At 70.6% G+C, this 20,133-nt stretch carries 21 protein-coding genes; 12 read left to right on the top strand and 9 right to left on the bottom strand.

Annotated elements, in window-relative coordinates:
* Positions 1–3 precede the first annotated feature (3 nt).
* The 3 genes from tpiA to ACQUSM_RS04410 form a co-directional block, all read right to left on the bottom strand.
* Positions 4–648, bottom strand: a complete 645-nt coding sequence (gene tpiA, locus ACQUSM_RS04420; protein WP_435116131.1) for a triose-phosphate isomerase — start codon at positions 646–648, stop codon at positions 4–6.
* A gap of 66 nt (positions 649–714) precedes the next feature.
* Entirely contained in the window at positions 715–1,239 is a 525-nt protein-coding gene (locus ACQUSM_RS04415) for a multiprotein bridging factor aMBF1 (RefSeq protein WP_435116129.1), read from the bottom strand.
* Positions 1,240–1,300: 61 nt separating this feature from the next.
* A complete protein-coding gene (locus tag ACQUSM_RS04410) occupies positions 1,301–1,915 on the bottom strand; it encodes a class I SAM-dependent methyltransferase (RefSeq protein ID WP_435116127.1) in 615 nt (204 codons plus the stop codon).
* Between the two features lie 123 nt (positions 1,916–2,038).
* On the opposite strand from ACQUSM_RS04410, the gene ACQUSM_RS04405 reads away from it, so the two are divergent.
* Positions 2,039–2,989 (top strand): ATP-binding protein, encoded by a 951-nt coding sequence (locus ACQUSM_RS04405; protein ID WP_435116125.1) that lies wholly within the window; start codon positions 2,039–2,041, stop codon positions 2,987–2,989.
* On the opposite strand, the gene ACQUSM_RS04400 is transcribed toward ACQUSM_RS04405, so the two are convergent.
* Entirely contained in the window at positions 2,986–3,372 is a 387-nt protein-coding gene (locus ACQUSM_RS04400; protein WP_435116123.1) for a winged helix-turn-helix transcriptional regulator, read from the bottom strand. The genes ACQUSM_RS04405 and ACQUSM_RS04400 overlap by 4 nt on opposite strands.
* Positions 3,373–3,504: 132 nt before the next feature.
* Here ACQUSM_RS04400 and ACQUSM_RS04395 point away from each other — a divergent pair, with 132 nt between their 5' ends.
* A complete protein-coding gene (locus tag ACQUSM_RS04395) occupies positions 3,505–5,121 on the top strand; it encodes a GTPBP1 family GTP-binding protein (protein WP_435116121.1) in 1,617 nt (538 codons plus the stop codon).
* 39 nt (positions 5,122–5,160) lie between these two features.
* Entirely contained in the window at positions 5,161–5,562 is a 402-nt protein-coding gene (locus tag ACQUSM_RS04390; RefSeq protein WP_435116119.1) for a hypothetical protein, read from the top strand.
* 3 nt (positions 5,563–5,565) lie between these two features.
* Here the strand turns inward: ACQUSM_RS04390 and ACQUSM_RS04385 are convergent, their stop codons facing one another.
* The 3 genes from ACQUSM_RS04385 to ACQUSM_RS04375 are packed head-to-tail and all read right to left on the bottom strand — an operon-like array spanning position 5,566 to position 7,352.
* Positions 5,566–6,051 (bottom strand): hypothetical protein, encoded by a 486-nt coding sequence (locus ACQUSM_RS04385; RefSeq protein ID WP_435116117.1) that lies wholly within the window; start codon positions 6,049–6,051, stop codon positions 5,566–5,568.
* 3 nt (positions 6,052–6,054) lie between these two features.
* Positions 6,055–6,990: a methenyltetrahydromethanopterin cyclohydrolase gene (gene mch / locus ACQUSM_RS04380; RefSeq protein WP_435116115.1), complete on the bottom strand. Its 936-nt coding sequence runs from the start codon at positions 6,988–6,990 to the stop codon at positions 6,055–6,057.
* Between the two features lie 35 nt (positions 6,991–7,025).
* Complete coding sequence (locus ACQUSM_RS04375) at positions 7,026–7,352, bottom strand: thiamine-binding protein (protein WP_435116113.1); 327 nt, start codon at positions 7,350–7,352, stop codon at positions 7,026–7,028.
* Between the two features lie 79 nt (positions 7,353–7,431).
* On the opposite strand from ACQUSM_RS04375, the gene ACQUSM_RS04370 reads away from it, so the two are divergent.
* From ACQUSM_RS04370 to ACQUSM_RS04340, 7 genes are all read left to right on the top strand, one after another.
* Positions 7,432–8,076 (top strand): hypothetical protein, encoded by a 645-nt coding sequence (locus ACQUSM_RS04370; RefSeq protein WP_435116111.1) that lies wholly within the window; start codon positions 7,432–7,434, stop codon positions 8,074–8,076.
* Between the two features lie 167 nt (positions 8,077–8,243).
* The gene (locus ACQUSM_RS04365) at positions 8,244–9,353 is read left to right on the top strand and encodes a substrate-binding domain-containing protein (RefSeq protein ID WP_435116109.1); all 1,110 of its coding nucleotides are present in this window, start codon (positions 8,244–8,246) and stop codon (positions 9,351–9,353) included.
* Between the two features lie 49 nt (positions 9,354–9,402).
* Positions 9,403–10,560 (top strand): phosphate ABC transporter permease subunit PstC, encoded by a 1,158-nt coding sequence (gene pstC, locus ACQUSM_RS04360; protein ID WP_435116107.1) that lies wholly within the window; start codon positions 9,403–9,405, stop codon positions 10,558–10,560.
* On the top strand, positions 10,557–12,161 hold the full coding sequence (gene pstA, locus ACQUSM_RS04355) for a phosphate ABC transporter permease PstA (protein WP_435116105.1): 1,605 nt from the start codon (positions 10,557–10,559) through the stop codon (positions 12,159–12,161). The genes pstC and pstA overlap by 4 nt, the downstream gene beginning before the upstream one ends.
* On the top strand, positions 12,154–13,050 hold the full coding sequence (gene pstB / locus ACQUSM_RS04350; RefSeq protein ID WP_435116103.1) for a phosphate ABC transporter ATP-binding protein PstB: 897 nt from the start codon (positions 12,154–12,156) through the stop codon (positions 13,048–13,050). The genes pstA and pstB overlap by 8 nt, the downstream gene beginning before the upstream one ends.
* Complete coding sequence (locus ACQUSM_RS04345) at positions 13,050–14,033, top strand: AbrB/MazE/SpoVT family DNA-binding domain-containing protein (RefSeq protein ID WP_435116101.1); 984 nt, start codon at positions 13,050–13,052, stop codon at positions 14,031–14,033. Before pstB ends, ACQUSM_RS04345 begins: the two co-directional genes overlap by 1 nt.
* 79 nt (positions 14,034–14,112) lie before the next feature.
* Complete coding sequence (locus tag ACQUSM_RS04340) at positions 14,113–15,288, top strand: pyridoxal-phosphate-dependent aminotransferase family protein (RefSeq protein WP_435116099.1); 1,176 nt, start codon at positions 14,113–14,115, stop codon at positions 15,286–15,288.
* A gap of 4 nt (positions 15,289–15,292) precedes the next feature.
* Here the strand turns inward: ACQUSM_RS04340 and serB are convergent, their stop codons facing one another.
* On the bottom strand, positions 15,293–15,931 hold the full coding sequence (gene serB, locus ACQUSM_RS04335) for a phosphoserine phosphatase SerB (RefSeq protein WP_435116097.1): 639 nt from the start codon (positions 15,929–15,931) through the stop codon (positions 15,293–15,295).
* Positions 15,932–16,093: 162 nt separating this feature from the next.
* Here serB and serA point away from each other — a divergent pair, with 162 nt between their 5' ends.
* Positions 16,094–17,674: a phosphoglycerate dehydrogenase gene (serA, locus tag ACQUSM_RS04330; protein ID WP_435116095.1), complete on the top strand. Its 1,581-nt coding sequence runs from the start codon at positions 16,094–16,096 to the stop codon at positions 17,672–17,674.
* A gap of 3 nt (positions 17,675–17,677) precedes the next feature.
* Here the strand turns inward: serA and ACQUSM_RS04325 are convergent, their stop codons facing one another.
* Positions 17,678–19,342: a sensor histidine kinase gene (locus ACQUSM_RS04325; protein ID WP_435116093.1), complete on the bottom strand. Its 1,665-nt coding sequence runs from the start codon at positions 19,340–19,342 to the stop codon at positions 17,678–17,680.
* Between the two features lie 271 nt (positions 19,343–19,613).
* Here ACQUSM_RS04325 and ACQUSM_RS04320 point away from each other — a divergent pair, with 271 nt between their 5' ends.
* Complete coding sequence (locus tag ACQUSM_RS04320) at positions 19,614–20,105, top strand: molybdopterin-dependent oxidoreductase (protein WP_435116091.1); 492 nt, start codon at positions 19,614–19,616, stop codon at positions 20,103–20,105.
* The last annotated feature ends 28 nt before the right edge of the window (positions 20,106–20,133 follow it).

Below are 20,133 nucleotides of genomic sequence, written 5' to 3'. Positions count from 1 at the left end.
TGTTTAGAGCGGATCGACCAGATCCCGCAGCACCGCCTCCGGATCATCAGCGAGCGCCACCCCGGAAGCCAGCAACACGCCGTCGGCGCCCAGATCCCGCGCCGCAGCCACGTCCTCGCCGGTCGCGATGCCGGCGCCGCAGAACACGTCCACGTCACCGTCGACCTCGCCCGCGGCGTCGACCGCGTCACGGACGATGTCCGGGTCGGCGGTCGCGACGGACTCGTCGCCGCCGATGAGTTCCGGCGGTTCGACCGCGACCGCATCCGGGCCGAGCGCCGTCGCGGCGGCGATCTGGTCCGGGTTGTTCGCGCAGACCACCGTTTCGAGGTTGGCCGCGTCGGCGGCGTCGAGGCCGGCGTCGATATCCGCGAGTTTGAGTCGTTTCTCCGAATGGTTCAGCAGCGTCCCGACAGCGCCGGTCGTCGCGACCGCGTCGGCGTGAGTGCTGCCGGTGTGGCTGCCGTGGGCGACGGGGCTGACGTGCTGGGCCCACGTCTCGACGCCCGTGGCGGCGACGGCGCCGAGGCGGGCGGCCTGCGGCGCGACCGCGATGCGGGCGCCGGTCTCCTCGGCCACGTCGGCCGCGGCTGCCGCCACGGCGACGGGGTCACAGTCGTACGCTTTGAGGTTGACGAGGACGAACACGTCGGGAGGCGGGTCCCGACCGGCAAATAGGTAGGCGGTTCGAGGTCGGCGGCCGAGGCGCGGGTCCTACTCGCCCTTCCGCTCGACCACGTCGCCGAGGGTCTGAGTCATCGAGGAGTCGGTCTCCCAGTCGGACGTGTCGTCGCCCGATCCTTCGGCCAGCGAGATCCCGAGGCGCTTCTCGAGTTTCTTGCGCACCTCGTCGCTCGGGAGCACGTCGCCGCGCTCGAGCTTGCCGATCAGCGAGGCCTTCTCGTTGAGCTCCTTCGCGAGGTCCTCCCGGCTCAGCCCCTCGTCCTCGCGGGCCGTCCGGATCTGCTCGTCGTAGTCGCCCGCGATCTCGTCCATCTGGTCGAACATGTCGCGGCGGCGCCCGCCGCCACCGCCCCCGCTGCTCCCCCCGCTCGTCGAGGACGAGGAGGAGCCGTCGGAGGAGGACGTCGAGTACTTCGTCGACGTGGTCGACGTCGACTCGGTCTCGACGGTCGTGCCGAAGTCCTTGCAGTCGTCGCAGAGTTCGAGCTCCGCGCCCTCGACTTTCGTCGTGGTGAGCGAGGACTTCTCCGCGCCGCACATCTCACACTGGGCCATACCCGACCTAGCGGATGGGGTAGTAAAAAGGAACCGGCGACCGTCGGCGGCTCGGGCGGGCTCACTCCGCGTCGAGCCGACAGCGCAGGAACGGCCAGTCGACGTCGTCCATCTCGCTGCGGACGCCGTAGCGCTCCGTGATCGTGAAGCCGGCCTCGGCCAGCAGGCGTTCGGTCTCCGCCATCGGGGGGAACGACCACGCCATACGCTCGCCGGCGTCGAGCCAGTCGTCGTTCTCCCCGGCCCAGTCGTCGCCGATGCTGAACAGGAACTCCCCGCCGGGTTCGAGCACCCGCGCGACCTCCGCGTAGCAGTCGCCGTGGTCCTCGATCGGGAGGTGGATCACCGAGTAGAAGGCGGTGACGGCGTCGAAGCTGTCGGCCGCGAACGGGAGCGCGGTCATGTCGCCCGCCACGAGCCCGGCGTCGACGCGCTCGCGGGCGATCCGGAGCTGGACCGTCGAGATGTCCAGCCCGACCGCGCGCTCGGTCGGGAGATACCGGAGCGGCCCCTCGCCGGCGCCACAGCCCAGATCGAGCACTCGCGGCGCCGCCGGGAGCGACTCCTTCAGCGCGACGAGCGCGTCGTTGTCCGCGGGCGCGCCGCGCCGCTGCTCGTCGTAGGCGTCCGCCATCGCGTCGTAGCCGTCCCGAACAGTCGCCCGCTGGTCGTCCATGGGCGGCGTTCTGATCCGTGACTGAAACCCGTTCCGAATGTCTGTGAACGTCCCTCACAGTGCACCTATCAGATCTCGTAACTGGAGCGTGCGATTATTGAGGGCGGCTCACGAACGGGGGGTGTGACGCCGGCTCTGGAGTCGCCGTTCGCCCGCCGCCGCGTTCTCGTTGTTGGGAACGACGACAGAGCCGCAGCACTCGAACGCAGCCTCGCCGCCGACGGTATCGAGACGGTACGAGCGGCGTCGGCGCCCGAGGCGCTCGCGACGCTCGACGCGGTGGAGGTGACGTTGCTGGTCGTCGTCGACGGGATCGAGAGCCGGCCCGCCGACGTGTTCGGCGCCGCCGCGCGCCGCGGCCACCAGCTCCCGGGCGTGTTCGTCGGGTCGAAGGCGCGACAGCTCCCGCCGGGGGTCGAGCAGGCGCCCGCGGGCGCGGACGCCGCCGCGTCGGTGATCCGCCAACGATTGCTCGTCGCGAGCGCGCCCGACGCCGAGCCTGCAGTCGACAACGACCCGCTCGCGGCGTTCGGCGACACCGTCTCTCACGAGCTACGGAACCACCTGAGCGCGGCCCGGCTCGCCGTCGACTCGCTGGAGGGGCCGACGATCGAGCAGGCGCGGGACGCGCTCGACCGGCTGGAGGGGCTCGCACGCGAGGCGGAGGTGATCGCCGCCGGCGAGGTGAGCGACACCGAGTCGGTGTCGCTCGCGTCCGCCGCTACTGGCGCCGCCGACCGCGTTCGCGCCCCCGACGCCTCGATCCGCGTCGACGTCGAGGGGACGGTCCAAGCGGACCCGGCGCTGTTGACGCTGTTACTGGAGAACCTCGTTCGGAACGCGGTCGAGCACGGCGGCGACGACGTGACCGTTCGCGTGACCGACACCGACGCCGGCTTCGCGGTCACCGACGACGGCCCCGGGTTCGGCGACGGTGACCCGTTCGCGTGGGGCTACTCCGGCGACGGCGGGCAGGGCGCCGGGCTGGGGATCGTCCGGCGCATCGCCGAGGCACACGACTGGGAGATCGTCGCCGAGAACGACGGCGGCGCGCGGGTCGAGATCGGAACTTAGTCGTCGGCCGTGGCGGCCTGACAGCTCTCCATCCACTCGTTGGCCCAGGACTCGATCTCGTCGAACACGGGCGCGAGCGACTCACCCTTCCCGGTGAGCGAGTAGTACGTCGCGACGGGGGCGTCCTCCTCCAGCCGCCGTTCGACGAACCCCGACTCCTGCAGGTCGTCGAGCACGCGCGAGAGCGTGCGGGCGTTGGCCTCCGTCGAGCGCTTGAGCTCGTTGAACCGCTTCTCCCCCTCGGTCAGGTCGTGGAGCACCACGAGCCGCCACTGGGAGCCGATCTGTTCGACGGCGTCGACGACCGGACAGACCTCGGTCGCTTGCCCCTCGCTCACCTGCTCCTCCGCGGTCACGCCGGCGTCCTCGATATCGGTAGACATCTGTTACCCGGTTCGCTCCGGATACCTATAACCGCTTCCCCTCCACCGGGCGAACCGCTCCGGAGCGCTACTGTGCTATGGGGAGACACAACACGAAAAGGCATATATCGGCCGCGGCGCCTACCCCGCCTCATGAGCGCAGACCGGGCCCCGCTTCGGCGGGCCCTGGAGCGCGGCGAGGAGGAGGGCGGTCCCGTCGAGTTCAAGACGCGGCTCACCCGCGACACCCACCTCGCGGACGGTCGGATGGAGTCGCTGGCTGCCCAACTCCGCCACCGCGTGCTCTCTGGCGACGGTGAGGCGACGTACGTCGTCGGCGTCGACGACGACGGCGCGATCGCGGGCATCTCCCCCGACGCCTTCTCGGAGTCGATGGACGTGCTCTCCCTGTTGGCCGACGAGGCCGACGCCCACATCGAGGACGTGGAGACGTGGGGGATCGACGGCGGCGACGGGGCCGAGGGGCTCGTCGGCGTCGCGACGGTCCGCGAGGGGGCGATGCTCGAACGCGAGGACGACGAACACGTCGTCGTCGGCACCGCGGGCCACGTCGATCACGGGAAGTCGACGCTCGTGGGCACGCTCGTCACCGGCGAGCGCGACGACGGGCAGGGGAACACCCGCTCGTTCCTCGACGTGCAGCCCCACGAGGTCGAGCGCGGGCTCTCGGCGGATCTCTCCTACGCGGTGTACGGGTTCGACGAGGCGGGCGACACAGTGCGGATGGACAACCCCCACCGCAAGAGCGACCGGGCCCGGGTCGTGCAGGAGGCCGATCGGCTCGTCAGCTTCGTCGACACCGTGGGTCACGAGCCGTGGCTCCGCACGACCATCCGCGGGCTGGTGGGACAGAAGCTCGACTACGGCCTGCTCGCGGTCGCGGCCGACGACGGCCCGACCAAGACCACCCGCGAACACCTCGGCATCCTGCTCGCGACCGAACTGCCGACGATGGTCGCGATCACCAAGACCGACGCCGTGAGCGACGAGCGCGTCGGGGAGGTCGAGGACGAGGTCGAGGCGATGCTCAGGGAGGTCGGCGAGACGCCACTGCCCGTCGCACGCCACGGCGTCGACGCGGCGATCGAGGAGATCGGCACCGTGGTTCCGATCCTCCGGACCAGCGCGGTCGCGGGCGACGGGCTCGACGATCTGGACACGCTGTTCGAGGCGCTACCCAAGCGGGAGTCCGACGCCGACGCGCCGTTCCGGATGTACGTCGACCGCTCTTACAGCGTCACCGGCGTCGGCGCGGTCGCGTCGGGGACGATCAACGCCGGCACCGTCGAGGCGGGCGACGAGCTGCTGCTCGGGCCGATGGCCGACGGGAGCTTCCGGGAGGTGGAGGTCCGCTCGATCGAGATGCACTACCACCGCGTCGATCAGGCCCGCGCAGGCCGGATCGTCGGGATCGCCCTCAAGGGCGTCGAGGAGGCGGAGATCGAGCGGGGGATGGCGCTGCTGCCCCGCGAGGCCGACCCCGATCCCGTGCGGGAGTTCGAGGCGGAGGTCGTCGTGTTGAACCACCCGACCAAGATCGGCGAGGGGTACGAGCCGGTCGTCCACCTCGAAACCGTGAGCGAAGCCGGGATCTTCACGCCCGAGGGCGGGCGGCTGCTTCCGGGGGACAACGGCCGGACGACGGTCCGGTTCAAGTTCCGCCCCTACCTCGTCGAGGAGGGCCAGCGCTTCGTGTTCCGCGAGGGGCAGAGCAAGGGCGTCGGGACGGTTCGGTCGATCGAGACGTAGCCCGAACGCTTTTCGCGCCGGACAGCGTTCCCCGAAGGGATGGAGTCGACCGCGAAGCGACGGCTGGCGCGGTTCGGCGCCGGCGCCCTGCTCGCGGCGGTCGTCACGGCGGTCGTCAGAATCTCCCTCGTCGGCGAGGGCGTCGCCGCGGAGCCGTACGCCGTTGCGGTGGGTACCGGCGTCGCGATGCCGGTGCTGCTGTCGGCCGCGTACCCGCTGACGAGCGTCGACGACCGGCGGACGCGAGCGACGCTCGCGGTCGCCGAGAGCGCTGCCGGCGTCGCGGTCGGCGCCGTCGCAGTCACGGTGCTGCTTGCGGTCGAGCTGCCGGGAGTGATCCCGGTCGGGGGCGCCGCGGCCGCGGCGTACCTCGGCGGCGTCGCGGCCCGCGCGCTCGTGCTCGGCCGTGCCGCGGTCGACGAGTCGATCGTCGACGAGTGACCGTCAGCCCGCGACGTAGCCGTCCTCTTCCCGCTCGGCCAGATCCAGCAGCACCAGCCAGTCGAGCAGCCGCTCGGTGCGGTCGGTCCAGTGGTCGACCCACTGTCGCCGGCGCTCGCGCTCCCAGCCCGGCACGGTGTCGCGCAGGCGATCGAACACCGCTTCGGCGGCGAGTGGGCCTTCTGCCTCCCGGAGCACGGTGAGCGTCTCGCTCGCGCCGAACACCCGCTCGCGGAACGACGCTCGGACGTTCTCGGCCGTCGGCTCACGCTGGGTGCGTTTGAACCCCGAGTCGGTCTCTTCGGCCAGCTCCAGCGCGCGGAGGAACGTGAGCCACGTCCGCGCCACGTCGCGGCTCTCGTGGCCCTCGCGGCGCATCAACCGGGCACAGCAGTCGTTCTCCGAGCCGGGGACCAGCGGCACCGCCGACTGGGCGTCGGCCACCGCGTCGAGGTCGGTCGGCGCCTCGGGCAGCGGTTTGAGTCGCACGGCCTAGAAGCCGAAGCTCTCCGCCAGCAGCGCCTCGTTCCGCCCGCCGAACCGGTACGTCGGGCCGTCGGCCACGTCGACGGTGGCCGCCGCGGGGCCGAACACCGACGCCGGCAGCGCCTCGAAGTCCCAGTCGTGGGCCTCGAAGATGTCGGCGAACGGGCGCCCGAACTCCTCGCCGGCGGCGGCGGTGATCGACTCGAACGCGTCGGCGTCGTCCTCGGCGACGGTGAGGTGGACCTCGCCGCCGTAGGCGAGCGCGTCGTTCGTCCGGGCCATCGCCTCGCTCTCGTCGTAGCCGACGGGCGCGACGGGGGCGCTGCCGGAGACCGAGAGCACGTCGTCGGGGTCGTACCCCGCCTCGAACAGCTGCCAGACCGCCATCTCCGGCGCGCGGGCGCCGGCGGCGACGCTGCCGGCGATCGAGCCCAGCGCGAACGTCGGCAGGAACACGCCGCTCTCCTCGACGCCCGCGAGGTCGGCGACGTGAGCCGCGATCTGGTCGTCCGGGAGTTCGATGCTCTCCACCGCGAGCACGGTCAGGTCGAACTCGTCGTAGTAGCCGACAGCCTCGAACTCGCTCTCGCGGCCGACGAGCGCCCGGGCGGGCCCGGAGCCGAGCCCGTCGAACACGTCGAAGTCGAGCTCCCAGCCCGCCTTCTGCGAACAGAGCAGCGCGATCCCGGGGTGGTCGGTCGACAGTTCGACGTGGGGGACGGGCGCACCGTCGACACGGCCCATCCGGGTCGTGATCGTCGACAGCCCCGCCGTCTGTATCTCCGCGAGCAGCACGCCCGCCTCGACCCCGCCGTCGACGTCGACGCCGAAGTCCAGCACGGTCGCGCCCGAATCGAGTTCGTAGGGCGCGACGTTGAGCTCGTCGGCGAAGTCGAGCGCCTCGTCGACCAGCTCGACCGCCATCCGGTTGATGCTCTCCATACCCCACACTCCCGCGTCACCGCGTAAAGGGGTTTTCAGTCCCTCTCGCTCGACCCATCGCTCCGGGCCGCCCGGCCCAGCGCGTCCTCCACGGACGCGACTTTCGACGCCGCGTCGGCGTCGCTGGTCCGTTTGTCGTCGATCTTCAGGAACGTGCTCACGCGATCGCCGTCGACGGCCTCGTGGGCGGCCTGTGCGGCCGCGAACAGCTCGCCGATCTCGTCGGCCTCGATGGTGGTCCCCATCGGCGTGGTCTCGTAGGACACGTCGAACGACTCGAGCGCGGCGACGGCTTTCGCGACTTCGGGGCCCATCGACTCCTCTGTCGCCGGTGCCACGGAGAGAAACGCCACGACAGTCATGGTCGGTCGTTGGCTCCCGCGGAACTTCGCTCTACCGGCGACCGCAACGCTGAGGGCGACGGCCGCACACGCGGGGACCGTGACCGACGACATCGAGGTCCCCCGGGACGCGACCGCGGTCGCGCGGCGCTACCTCCGCGTCGAACGGCTGGTCAGCGGCGCCGTCGCGCTCGGGATCGGGATCGCCGGCGCGGCGGCGTTCCTCTATCTCCCGCCGCTGTGGGCGCTGGTCCCCATCGTCGCCCTCGTCGCGCTGGCACGAGCGCCCGTGTTCCGCTCGGGCGGCCGCGCCCGCCTGCGAACCGATGCGAGCCCGGAGTCGGTCCGGGAGGCGTTCGCCGGCGCCACGCCGCCGCCGCTGGCGCTCCAGTGGGGGATCGCGGACGACGTTCGGGCCGCCGACGGCGGCGCCGCGTTCGACATCTCCTACCTGTTCGGGCTGCGAACCGTCGAGATGCGCGTCGACAGCGAGGTCGTCGAGGCGGTCAGCGAGCCCGACCGCGTGGAGCTGACGGTGACGGTCGACGGGCAGCCGTGGGGGAGCTACACCGCGTGGATCGAGCCCGTCGAGGGCGGCACCGGGATCACCGTCGAGGTGGGGTCCGACCGGAAGTTCGGCCTCCGACGGCTCCCCCAGCAGCTCGTCGCGCGGCGCTACCGCGACGCCGCGCTGGCGGCACAGGGGTACGAGACGGTCGAGCGGTCGTTCTCGCTGTCGCGGTAGCCGCCGGGGGTGGGGAGCCGCCGGGCTGCAGAGCAGTCGGGAGAAGTATATAGCGGTCACTGTGGGGGTGTATACCACGACAACAGAACGGAGCACTGTAGGGTTATTGTAGTGCCAAATACCCCTATTATAAACCGCTTTACTCGTCCTCCCCCCCGACACAGGTGATGGCACCCGACCCGGAGGCAGGACGAGTATCGCGGCGGAAATTCATCGCGGCGACCGGCGTCGCGGGCGTGGCAGGGATCGCCGGCTGTTCCGGCGGCAGCGGGACCGACACCGACGCCGGCGGCTCCGGCGGGTCCGGCTCGGGAAGCTCGAACGGGCTGGACACGACGGTTCTGACCGGCGACGGCTCCTCGACGGTGTTCCCGATCACGAACACCGCGTCGAGCTACTGGAACTCCAACCCCGAGGCGGGCGACGAGGACTACTGGCCTCAGGAGTGGGCCGACGAGTACGGCACCGACATGCGGCTGGCGGACTACTTCGCGAGCCAGTACGGCTACGAGGCGACCGAGCAGCGCTCGGTGCCGCCGTTCCGGGTCAGCATCGCGCTGAGCCACTCCGGCACCGGGATCGAGGGCGTGATGGAGGGTCGCGTCGACATCGGCGACGCCAGCTCCTCGGCGGCGTCCGAACTCGGCGAGGACGCCGAGGGGCTCGACGACTTCGTCGACCACGTCGTCGGCGTCGACGGCCAGCCGATCGTCGTCAGCCCCGAGATCGCGGACGCGGGCGTCGAGTCGATCACCATCGACGAGCTGCGCGGCATCTACAAGGGCGAGATCACCAACTGGAACGAGGTCGGCGGTCCCGACCGCGAGATCCTCGCGCTCGGCCGTGCGGAGGGGTCGGGCACCGACACCGCGTTCCGGAACAACGTGTACGGCGACCCCGACGAGCCGATCAGCCCCGATCAGCGCTTCGGGCAGAACCAGCAGCTCCAGCAGGCCGTCGGGCAGGCCGACAACGCGATCGCCTACATCGCGCTGGCGTTCGTCGACGAGGACGGCGGCACGCCGCCGATCGGCCTCGAGATCGACGGCACCCTGTACGAGTACGGCAAGAACCTCGGCGCACAGGACTACCCGCTGTCGCGAGACCTCCACGCCTACACGTACGAGGACACCTCCCGCAAGGAGGCCGCCTTCATCAACTTCTGTCTGAGCGACTTCGGACAGGAGATCTTCGTCGCCGGGAACAACTACTTCAAGCTCCCCAGCGACCGGCTCGAAACCCAGCGCGAGAAAGTCGCGGCGTCGAACTACGAGTAACGCTGCGCCCCGCCCGGTCGGCCCTCCCTGATTTATCAATGATGCACTCATGACGCAGCTACTTCCGCCAGCACGAGAGGTACCGACGCGGCTCCGCGCAGCCGCCGTCCGGCGCGTCGAAAAAACGAGACAGTGGGCACGGGACTACCGATCGCGGACCGAGGACGGCGCGATCGCGATGCACGGCCTCGTGATCGCGTCGGTGCTCCTGACGTTCCTGCTGTTCCTCGCCGGCTCACGCTGGACGGTGCTCGCGGTTCTGGCGTTCCTCGGCACGATGGGCGTCGGCTGGCTCCGCTATCAGGCGGAGGCCGCCAAGGCGCTGACGTTCCTCACGACCGTCGTCACGGTCTCGATACTGACGCTGATCGTCGCGTTCCTGCTGTACGAATCGATCCCTGCCGTCCGGGCGATGGGGGTGGATCTGTTCACGCAGGTCCGCAACCCCGCGATGGAGAACCCGACGCTCGGGCAGGGGCTCTGGGGCCGCGGCGGCGTCTGGTCGCTCACGCCGATGATGCTCGGCACCGCGATCACGACCCTCGTCGCGACGCTGATCGCGGCGCCGATCGGCGTCGCCGGCGCGGTGTTCGTGAGCGAGATCGCACCCGGCCGCATCCGCGAGGTGGTCAAACCGGGCATCGAGCTGATGGCCGGCATTCCGTCGATCACCTACGGGTTCATCGGCCTCACGATCGTGAACCAGTACTTCTACGCCGAGTTCGGCACCCCGACCATCGGGACGTACTTCGCGGCCGGGCTGATGATCGGCATCATGGCGCTGCCGACGGTGGTCACCGTCGCCGAGGACGCGCTGAACGCGGTGCCCGAGGAGATCAAAAGCGGCGCGCTCGCGATGGGGTCGACGCAGTGGCAGACGACCAAGAGCGTCACTATCCCCGCGGGGCTGTCGGGGGTCTCGGCGGGCGTCCTGCTCGGCGTCGGCCGCGCGATGGGCGAGACGATGGCCGCGACGGTGATGCTCACCCACACGAAGGGGTTCCCCTCGCCGGTGTTCGACGTGTTCTCGCGCTACGGCGAGACGCTCACGACGGTCATCGCGTTCGAGGGCGGCAACGCCAGCGGCGTCCACATGAGCGCGCTGTTCGCGGCCGGCGTGGTGCTGTTCGTGATGGTGATGCTGCTGAGCGTCACCTCGCAGTACGTCGAGTGGCGGATGCACCAGAAGCTCGGAGGTGAGCGATGAGCAACGTCGAACGGGACCGACTCGCGGGGGCGGACTCGACGGTCGGCGACCTCGTGTCGATGGGGATCATCGGCGTCGCGGTGCTGACGTTCCTCGCGTCGTGGATACTGTTGCTCCAGTGGGCCGACGAGACGGCGACCGTCGCCGGGCTGGGCGTGCTGAAGCTGCTCGGGGTCGGCCTCGTCGTCGTCGGCGTCGGCCTCGCTGTCCTCGGCGTCGGCTCGCGGTTCGACTACGTCGACACCGCGCCGTCGTCGACGGCCGGCGTCACCGTCGGCGTCGTGTTCGGGCTGCTGTGGGCGATCGTCGGCGGCCTCGCCGGCACGCTCGTGCTCGGGAACGACGCCGCGTTGTGGCTCCCGGTCGCCGCCGTCGCCGGGCTCGGCGGCTTCCTCGCGTCGGTGCTGCCCAGCGAGGACGTCGGCTCGACGCTCCCCGTCGCGGGGATACTGATCCTGCTCGGCGGCTTCGTCGCCGTCGGCGGCATCAACGCCGGCTGGACGTGGTCGCCGGCGTGGTCCTCGGCGGAGTTCCCGGGGAGCGAACTCGTCCCGATCCTCGTCGTGTTCGGGACGCTGCTCGGCGCCTGGAGCGCCGGGAAAGCGAAGGCGGGGTTCGGCGCCGAGGGGCGACAGACGGGGGCGTACTACCTCATCGGCTCGGTCGTGTTCGGGATGCTGGGCGTGCTCGCGCTGCTCGTCGCGTTCATCGTCACCAACGGGCTGGCGACGATGCTCACGGGTGCGAGCCTCGCCGGCGGCCGGCTCACGCTCCCGGTCGTCGGCGCACGGCTCCCGTGGCCCGAGTTCCCGTTCCTGCTGAACCAAACGGGCGGGCTGTTCGTCGAGATTCCGGGCGTCCTGCCCGCGCTGATCGGGACGCTCTGGCTCGTTTTCGGCGCGATCACGTTCGCGGTCCCGCTGGGGATCGGCGCCGCCGTGTTCCTGACGGAGTACGCCGAGCGCGGGCGGTTCACGCAGGTGGTCGAGATCGCGACCAACGGGCTCTGGAGCACGCCGAGCATCGTGTTCGGGCTGTTCGGGCTGGCGTTTCTCGTCCCCCGGATCAGCGGCGGGAACTCGATCCTGGTCGGCCAGTTGGTGCTCGGCTTCATGCTGCTGCCGCTGGTGCTGATCACGAGTCGCGAGGCGATCCTCGCGGTGCCCGACGCCCACCGCGACGCCAGCGCCGCCCTCGGCGTGACGAAGTGGCAGACGATCAGGAGCGTCGTGCTCCCGGCGGCGATGCCGGGCACCATCACCGGCGTCATCCTCGGCGTCGGCCGGATCGCGGGCGAGACCGCCCCGCTGCTGCTGGTGTTCGGCGGGGCGCCGTACCCCAGTAGCTTCCCGAACGTCCTCGGCAGCTTCCGGCTCAGCACGCAGCCCCCGTTCGTGACGAACGAGGCGCTGCTCTCCCCCGCGAGCGCCCTGCCGTACCAGCTCTACTCGACGATCACGGCTGGGGTGTTCCCCAAGGAGATCTTCACCAACACCGAGTTCGGCTGGGGCACCGCGCTCGTCCTGCTGCTGGTCGTCGTCGGTCTCTACGCCGTCGGCGTCGGCAGTCGACTCTACTTCCGGAGGAAACTACATGAGTGAGACAGACACACGCGACGGCACCGAACAGGAACTGACGACCACCGGCGAGACCAGCGAGGAGGTCCGCGAAGCGTGGACGGAGTACGAGTTCGCCGGCGACGCGAAGCTCGCCGTCGAGGAACTCGACGTGTACTACGGCGACGAGCGGGCGCTCCAGAGCGTCTCGTTGGAGATCCCAGACGAGTCCGTGACCGCGCTCATCGGGCCGTCGGGCTGTGGGAAGTCGACGTTCCTGCGCTGCCTGAACCGCATGAACGACCGGATCAGCAGCGCACGCGTCGACGGCTCCGTGACGCTCGACGGCGAGGAGATATACAGCGACGGGGTGAACCTCGTGGAGCTCCGCAAGCGCGTCGGCATGGTGTTTCAGGAGCCGAACCCGTTCCCGAAATCGATCGCGGACAACATCTCCTACGGCCCGCGGAAACACGGCGACCTCGACACCGGCCTGTTGGCCCGGCTGCTCGGCCGCGACGACACCGAGGCGGAGCGCGAACTCGTCGAGCGTGCACTCCGGCGCGCCGCGCTCTGGGAGGAGGTCGCGGACCGCCTCGACGACAACGCGCTCGGGCTCTCCGGCGGGCAGCAACAGCGCCTCTGCATCGCGCGCTGTCTCGCGGTCGACCCCGACGTGATCCTGATGGACGAGCCCGCGAGCGCGCTGGACCCCATCGCGACCGCGAAGATCGAGGACCTGATCGAGGAGCTCGCACAGGACTACTCGGTCGTCGTCGTCACCCACAACATGCAGCAGGCCGCCCGGATCAGCGACCAGACCGCCGTGTTCCTCACGGGGGGCCAGCTCGTCGAGTACGGCGAGACCGACCAGATCTTCGAGCACCCGCAGAGCCAGCGGGTCGAGGACTACATCACCGGGAAGTTCGGCTGATGGAGACCAGAAAGATCCAGCGGGTCGGCGGCGGGACGTACACCGTCTCGATCCCCATCTCCTGGGCCGAGGAGCACGGCGTTGAGGCCGGCGAGACCGCGTACCTCTACACCCACCGCGACGGCTCGCTGATCGTCCGGTGGGGCGAGCGCGAGGAGACCGCCCTCGGCGGGGTCGACGTCGAGGTCGGCGACGCCGGGACGGCCGTGGACCGGACGCTCGACGCCGCCTACACCGCGGGGTTCGACCGCATCACCTTCCGCGGCGTCTCGGCGGCCCAGCGGGAGGCGATCACCGCGCGGGCCCGGACGCTCGTGGGCGTCGACGTGACCGAGGAGTCCGAGGACGCCGTCGAAGTCCGGTGGCTGCTGGACGACAGCGACCTCACCGTCCGTCGGTCGGTCGGGCAGCTCCGGTTCGTCGCCGTATCGATGCACGACGCGGCGATGGGCACGCTCGCGGGCGCGACAGCCGAGCCGCGGTCGATCGGCGATCGGACCCAGGAGACGGACCGGCTCGCCCGGCTGGTCGAGCGCCAGTGCAGCCGTGCGATGGTGCTGTTCGCGGCGCTCGACCGCCTCGACGCCACGCGCCCGCAGCTGTTCGCGCAGTACCGCGCGGCGCGCGAACTCGAACGGGTCGGGACCGACGCCGCCGAGATCGCTCACGCCGCTCGGCGGTCCGGACCGGTCGAATCCACCGACCTCGCTGCCGACGTTCGGGCCGTCGGTGACGACGCCCGCGAGGCCGTCGAGATGGCGGCCGACGCGGTCGTCGACGGCGGGTCGACCGCGACGGCGTACGAGGTGCTGCGCCGGGCCGACGGCGCCGCGCAAGCGGCGCGAGAGCTTCGCCGAACGGTGGCGGCCGAGGCGCCGTCGGACGGCATCCTGCTCACCCGCGCGCTCGACAGCGTGGTCCGGACCACCAGTCGCGCGGAGACGCTCGGCGAGATCGCCCTCCAGCGGGCCGTTCGATCCTGACGGCGCCGCGTTCGGTGCGTGGTAACACGGCTGCCGCCGGCGGCGGGCTTAACACCCCTGGCGCGAACTAACCACACACATGCGAGAGGACTTCCTGCTTCTCAACCCCGGGCCGGTACCGATGAGCGCCGAGGCGCGCGAGGCGATGAGCGAGCCGATGGTCTCCCACCGCTCTGCGGCGTTCGAGGCGGTGTACGAGCGCGCACAGGACGGGCTGGAGTACGTGTTCGAGCGCTCGACGCCCGACGAGACCCGGGCCGCCCGGGGCGGCGAGGCGCTGATCCTCAACGGGACGGCGACGATGGGGATGGAGGCCGCCGTCGCGAACCTCGTCGACGCCGAGGACGAGCTCGTCGCGGTCGTCAACGGGAAGTTCGGCCGGCGGTTCAAGCGCATCGCCGACCGCCACTGCGAGGTGACGCCGGTGGAGTTCGACTGGGGCGATCCGATCGACGTCGACACCGTCGCCGAGGCGGTGACCGACGACACCGAGGTTGTCACGGTCGTCCACAACGAGACGAGCACGGGGCTGCTCAACCCCGTGGCGGAGATCGGCGAGATCGCCGCGGATCACGGCGCCCGCTACGTCGTCGACGGCGTCACCTCGATCGGCGGCGACGAGTTCCGGATCGACGACTGGGGGGTCGACATCGCGGTCACCGACGGGCAGAAGGCGCTCGCGGCGCCGCCGGGGATCTCCGCACTGTACGTCGCCGACGGCGTCGACGCGCACGTCGACGGCGAGGGCGCACCGTTCTACGAGGACCTCGACTGGCACAGCCGGAAGGCGAGCCAGCACCAGACCCCCTTCACCAGCGCGGTGCCGCTGTTCCGCGGGCTCGCGGTCGCCGTCGAGGAGATCGAGGCCGAGGGGATGGAAGGTCGGATCGAGCGCCACCGCCGTCAGTCGACCGCGTTCCGCGAGGCGATGTGGGCGATGGGACTGGAGTCGTTCCCCGAGCTGAACGCCGAGAGCGACTACTCCAACACGCTGACGGCGATCGAACTGCCCGAAGGTGCTCGCGAGGAAGACAGCGGCGCGTTCTTCGACGCCGTGGGGGAGCGCGGCGTGTCGATCTCGGGCGGGCAGGCCCACCTCGGCGGCGAGATCTTCCGGGTGAGCAACATGGGGAACCTCACGAGCGACCAACTGCTCCGGGGGATTCGGGCGATCGGCGAGGCGTTCGAGCAGGTCGGCGTCGACGTCGACACCGAGGCGGGGATCGAGACCGCGGAGTCCGAACTGCGCGACTGAGCGATCAGTCGAGCAGCCCTGTGCGCTCGAACAGCCCCGCGAGCGCGTCCATCGTCGTCACCACGTCGTCGCAGTGCGGTTCGACCGCGTCCTTCGGCTCGAACCCGACCGCGTGCCCGGCCGCCTTCAGCATCGGCAGATCGTTCGCGCCGTCGCCGACCGCGACGGTGTTCGCGCGATCGACCCCGTACTCCGCACAGAGATCGTCGAGCGCGTCGTCTTTGGTCCCCTCGATCAGCGGTCCCGTCACCTCGCCGGTCAGTTCGCCGTCCGCGGTCGGGAGGTCGTTCGCGACGATCCGGTCGACGCCCGCGCCGTCGCGCTCCAGCGCCGCCTCGACGCCGGGCGTGAACCCGCCGGTGAGGATCGCGGTCGTGTGGCCGGCGTCGTGCAGTCGGTCGAGCACGTCGGCTGCGCCGGGACGGAGCGTCGTCTCCTCGTACGCCGCCGCGGCCTCGTGTTCGGGCAGCCCGTCGAGCATCGCCGCGCGCTCGCGGAGGCTCTCGGCGTAGGAGAGCTCCCCGCGCATCGCGCGGGCGGTGATGTCGCCGATCGCCTCGGCGACGCCGTACCGTTCACCCAGTGCCACCAGCATCTCCGCCTCGGAGAGCGTGCCGTCGAAGTCGAACGCGACGAGAGTCACGGGCGTACTGCGGCTTCGGGGGTAATCGGTGTTTCCCTGTGGACGTTTCTGCGTATCGGCCGTGACTTGACAGCCTATGTACCCACATTCATGTGTATTTATCGTGGGTGTTGCTGGCACGCTGGAGAAAGCGTTAACCCCCGGGACGGGTTCACTCGGGGCGTGAAGGTACTCATCACGGATCCGATCGCCGACGCCGGGATCGACCGCCTCCGGGAGGCGGGCCACGAGGTCGTCACCGCCTACGACGCAGCCGGAACCACGCTGCTCGACGCCGTCGCCGACGCCGACGCGCTGATCGTCCGCTCCGGCACGGACGTGACCGAGGAGCTGTTCGCGGCCGCGCCGGACCTCCAGATCGTCGGCCGCGCGGGGATCGGCGTCGACAACATCGACATCGACGCCGCCACCGAACACGGCGTGATCGTCGCCAACGCGCCTGAGGGGAACGTCCGCGCGGCCGCGGAGCACACCGTCGGAATGACGTTCGCGACCGCGCGCTCGATCCCGCAGGCCCACGGCCGCATGGTCGAGGGCGCGTGGGCGAAGGGGGAGTTCCTCGGCACCGAACTCAACGGTAAGACGCTCGGGATCGTCGGCCTCGGCCGCGTCGGGCAGGAGGCGGCCAAGCGCCTCGGCGCGCTGGGGATGGAGCTGGTCGCGTACGACCCCTACATCAGCGAGGAGCGCGCCGAGCAGATCGGCGCCGAACTGGTCGAACTCGACGAGTGTATCGAGCGCGCGGAGTTCCTCACGGTCCACGTCCCGCTGACCGACGAGACCGAGGGGCTGATCGCCGAGGAGGAGCTCGCACAGATGGAGGACGGCTACGTGATCAACGTCGCCCGCGGCGGCGTCGTCGACGAGGCGGCGCTGGCCGACGCGGTCGAGGACGGCGTCGTCGCCGGCGCCGCGCTGGACGTGTTCACCGACGAGCCGCTCCCCGAGGGCTCGCGCCTGCGGGAGGTCGAGGACATCGTGCTGACACCCCACCTCGGCGCCTCGACCGCCGAGGCACAGGAGCACGTCGCCGTCGCGACCGCCGAGCAGGTGCTCGCCGCGTTCGCCGGCGAGCCGGTGATGAACGCGCTCAACGCCCCCTCGGTCGACGAGAGCGCGTTCCCCCGGATCGAGCCGTACATCGGCCTCGCGGAGACCGCCGGCCGCGTCGCGGCCGAACTGTTCGACGGCCGGATCGAGACGGTCGAGGTGAGCTACGCCGGCGAGATCGCCGAGGAGGACGTGGAGCTGGTCACCGCCAGCGCGCTCCAGGGAGCCTTTGCACCGCTGGAGTGGCAGGTGAACGCGGTCAACGCCCCCCGGGTCGCCGAGGAACGCGGCGTCGACGTGACCGAGACCAAGACCCGATCCTCCGAGGACTTCCGGAGCCTGCTGACGGTGACGGTCGGTGACGGGACCGACGAGCTCGCGGTGTCGGGCACGCTGTTCACGGGCGAGGAGCCGCGGCTGGTCTCGATCGACGGCTACCGCGTCGACGCGCTCCCGCACGGCCACATGCTCGTCGCGCGCAACGAGGACGCGCCGGGCGTGATCGGCCTGATCGGCACCGTGCTCGGCGAGCACGGCGTCAACATCGCCGGGATGTACAACGCCCGCGAGACGATCGGCGGCGAGGCGCTGACGGTGTACAGCCTCGACGACGACGTGCCCGAGGACGCGCTGGCGGCGCTGACGGCCGACGATCGGATCATGGCCGTTCAGGAGATCGACCTCTCGGACTGACCGTTACGCGTTTCCGGCGTCGGTAGTCGGCGCTGTACTGACGCCGCGGATATCGAACCGTACCCCGCCGTCGTCGGGCGCTCGGGCCCTGATCGTCCAGCCGTGTGCCGTCACGATCTCCTCGACGATGTTGAGCCCGAGCCCGGTTCCGTGCTCGCCGGTCGTGAACCCCGCCTCGAACACGCGATCGCGCTCGCCCTCGGGGATGCCTCGTCCGTCGTCGGCGACGTAGAACCCGTCCGCCGACCGTCCCACGCGGACGGTGATCCCACCGTCGTTGTGTTCGATCGAGTTTCGGAAGAGGTTCTCGAACAGTTGGCGCAGGCGACTGCTGTCGGCCCGGACCGTGCCGGTGTCCTCGACTTCGAGCGTCGCGCCGTCGGTCTCCACGACCTCCCACGCCCCGCGTGCGACCTCGGCGAGATCGACGGACTCCACGGACTCGACCGACCGCCCTTCGCGCGTGAGCGTCAGGATGTCGTCGATCAGCGTCGCCATGCGCTCGTGAGCCCGTTGGGCGATCGTCAGGTGTTCGCTGTCGTGGGCCTCCCGAGCCAGTTCGACGCGTCCTTGGGCGACGTTGAGCGGGTTCCGGAGGTCGTGGCTGACGATGCTGGCGAACGACTCCAGTCGGTCGTTCTGTCGCTCCAGGGCGCGCTCCCGCTCCCGGAGCGTCGTCACGTCCACGAGCACGATCACGCGGTCCGGGCTGCCGATGTTGTCGTCGAAGGCGGCGAACCGCACGTCCAAGTGTCGCCGGGTTCCGTCGGCGTCGACGACGAGATCCTCGCCGGGGTCGCCGCTCCGGAACCGTTCGAGGAGTTCGGGCTGCTCGTCGAGCACGGCCGCGATCGGCTCGCCGACGGCCGGCTCGTCGCCGAGGGCGAGCAGCCGTCTGGCAGCGCTGTTGAGGTCGACGACCCGATCGCCGGCCGTCACGACGACGCCCTCGTCGAGCAGTTCGAGCACCGCGTCCCGCCCCCGCGTGGGCTCGATCGCGTCCCACGTCAGCACCGCGTAGGCGAACGCGGCCCCGGTGACCGAGAAGAACAGCTCGGGCTCGACCGAGATCGCGCCCATCAGGGAGAGGAACTGCGCCAGCCACGGGACGAGCGGGCCGATCAGCAGCGCCAGCACCCGCCGTTCGATGATCCGGTCGGCGTAGACGACGGTGCGGAGCACGAGCCCCGTCGCGACGAGGTTCAGGAGGTTGCTGTACGCCCAGCCCAGCCAGAACGCCGGACCGAACGTCCGTTCGATGCGGACGGCCCCGTCGACGACCACGAGGTCGACGCTGCTCCGGACGAGGCCGTGGGCAGCGTTGGTCCACGAGAGCAGGACCAGCACCGCAAGCGGCGCCGCGAGCAGCCCCAGATGCCACCGCCGAATGCGGTCGTCCTCGCCGGCCAGCGCGACGGCGAACGCGAATATCGAGATCGGCAGCAGGGCGATCCCGACGTACTGGACGTTGATCCAGACGACCTTTCCGGCCAACGTCGTCGACGCGAGCTGGAGGGCGTTCCCTCCGGTCCACACCGCGACCGCGACGTTGAACGCCGCGAGCCAACGGCTGGCGTCGGAGTCTCGACGGGCCAACAGATACGCGCCGAGCAGTCCCGTGAGCAGCGCCGTCCCGGTGGAGAGCCACACCCCGACCGTGAGCTGCATCACGCCACCTCCGACGCTGCTCGTGTCAGGAGCGTAAACACAATCTGTACAACCCTGCGGGAAAATGAACAGTATCCGGTATAAGCTTGTGGTATGGCACGAGCGAGCGCCGGCCCAATCTGACGACTCTCGAAACTGTCCCTCCCGTCACGACAACCTCCCCGTCGTCCTCGCTCCGGCGCGAGTCGAGTTCGGAACTGAAGATGTTCGCCCCAAGACGCTCGTGCCCAGGGACCGATGCTCGATCCATGACTACCACGAGGGTCGACCGATGAGCGGGCTCCCCGAGCACGACGTGCCCGACGAGGTCGAGACCGACGACTGGGCGCTCGCGGTTCGTGGCTCGGTCGACCGACCGCGGACGTTCGACGCCGCCGACCTCGCCGCTCTCCCGACGGAGACGTTCGCCGAGGACTTCGACTGCGAAGCCGGCTGGACCGCCGAGGGGCTGTCGTGGCGCGGCGTCCGCGTCGGCGACCTGCTCGACTGCGTCGACCCGACGCCGGAGAGTCGGTTCGCGCTCGTCCACGCGATGGACGGCGACTACGCCTGTGCCTTCCCGCTCGACCGGCTCGAGAGCGCCGTGCTGGCGCTCGAACTCGACGGCGAACCGCTGCCGCGGGAACACGGCGGGCCGGCGCGGCTGGTCCCGACCGGCGACGGCGACTGCTGGGAGAGCGTCAAGTGGGTGGCAGCGATCGAACTCACGGCCGACCGGCCCGACGACACCGCCCGCGAGATCGCGCTGGGCCGGGTGGAGTGAACGGTCGCGGATCGCCGGGTTCGATGGG

The organism is Halolamina sp. C58, from assembly GCF_051195095.1.
In the GTDB taxonomy this organism is placed as follows: Archaea; Halobacteriota; Halobacteria; order Halobacteriales; family Haloferacaceae; genus Halolamina.
The sequence above is the reverse complement of the archived record's forward strand: the minus strand, read 5'-3'. Positions and strand labels throughout refer to the sequence as shown.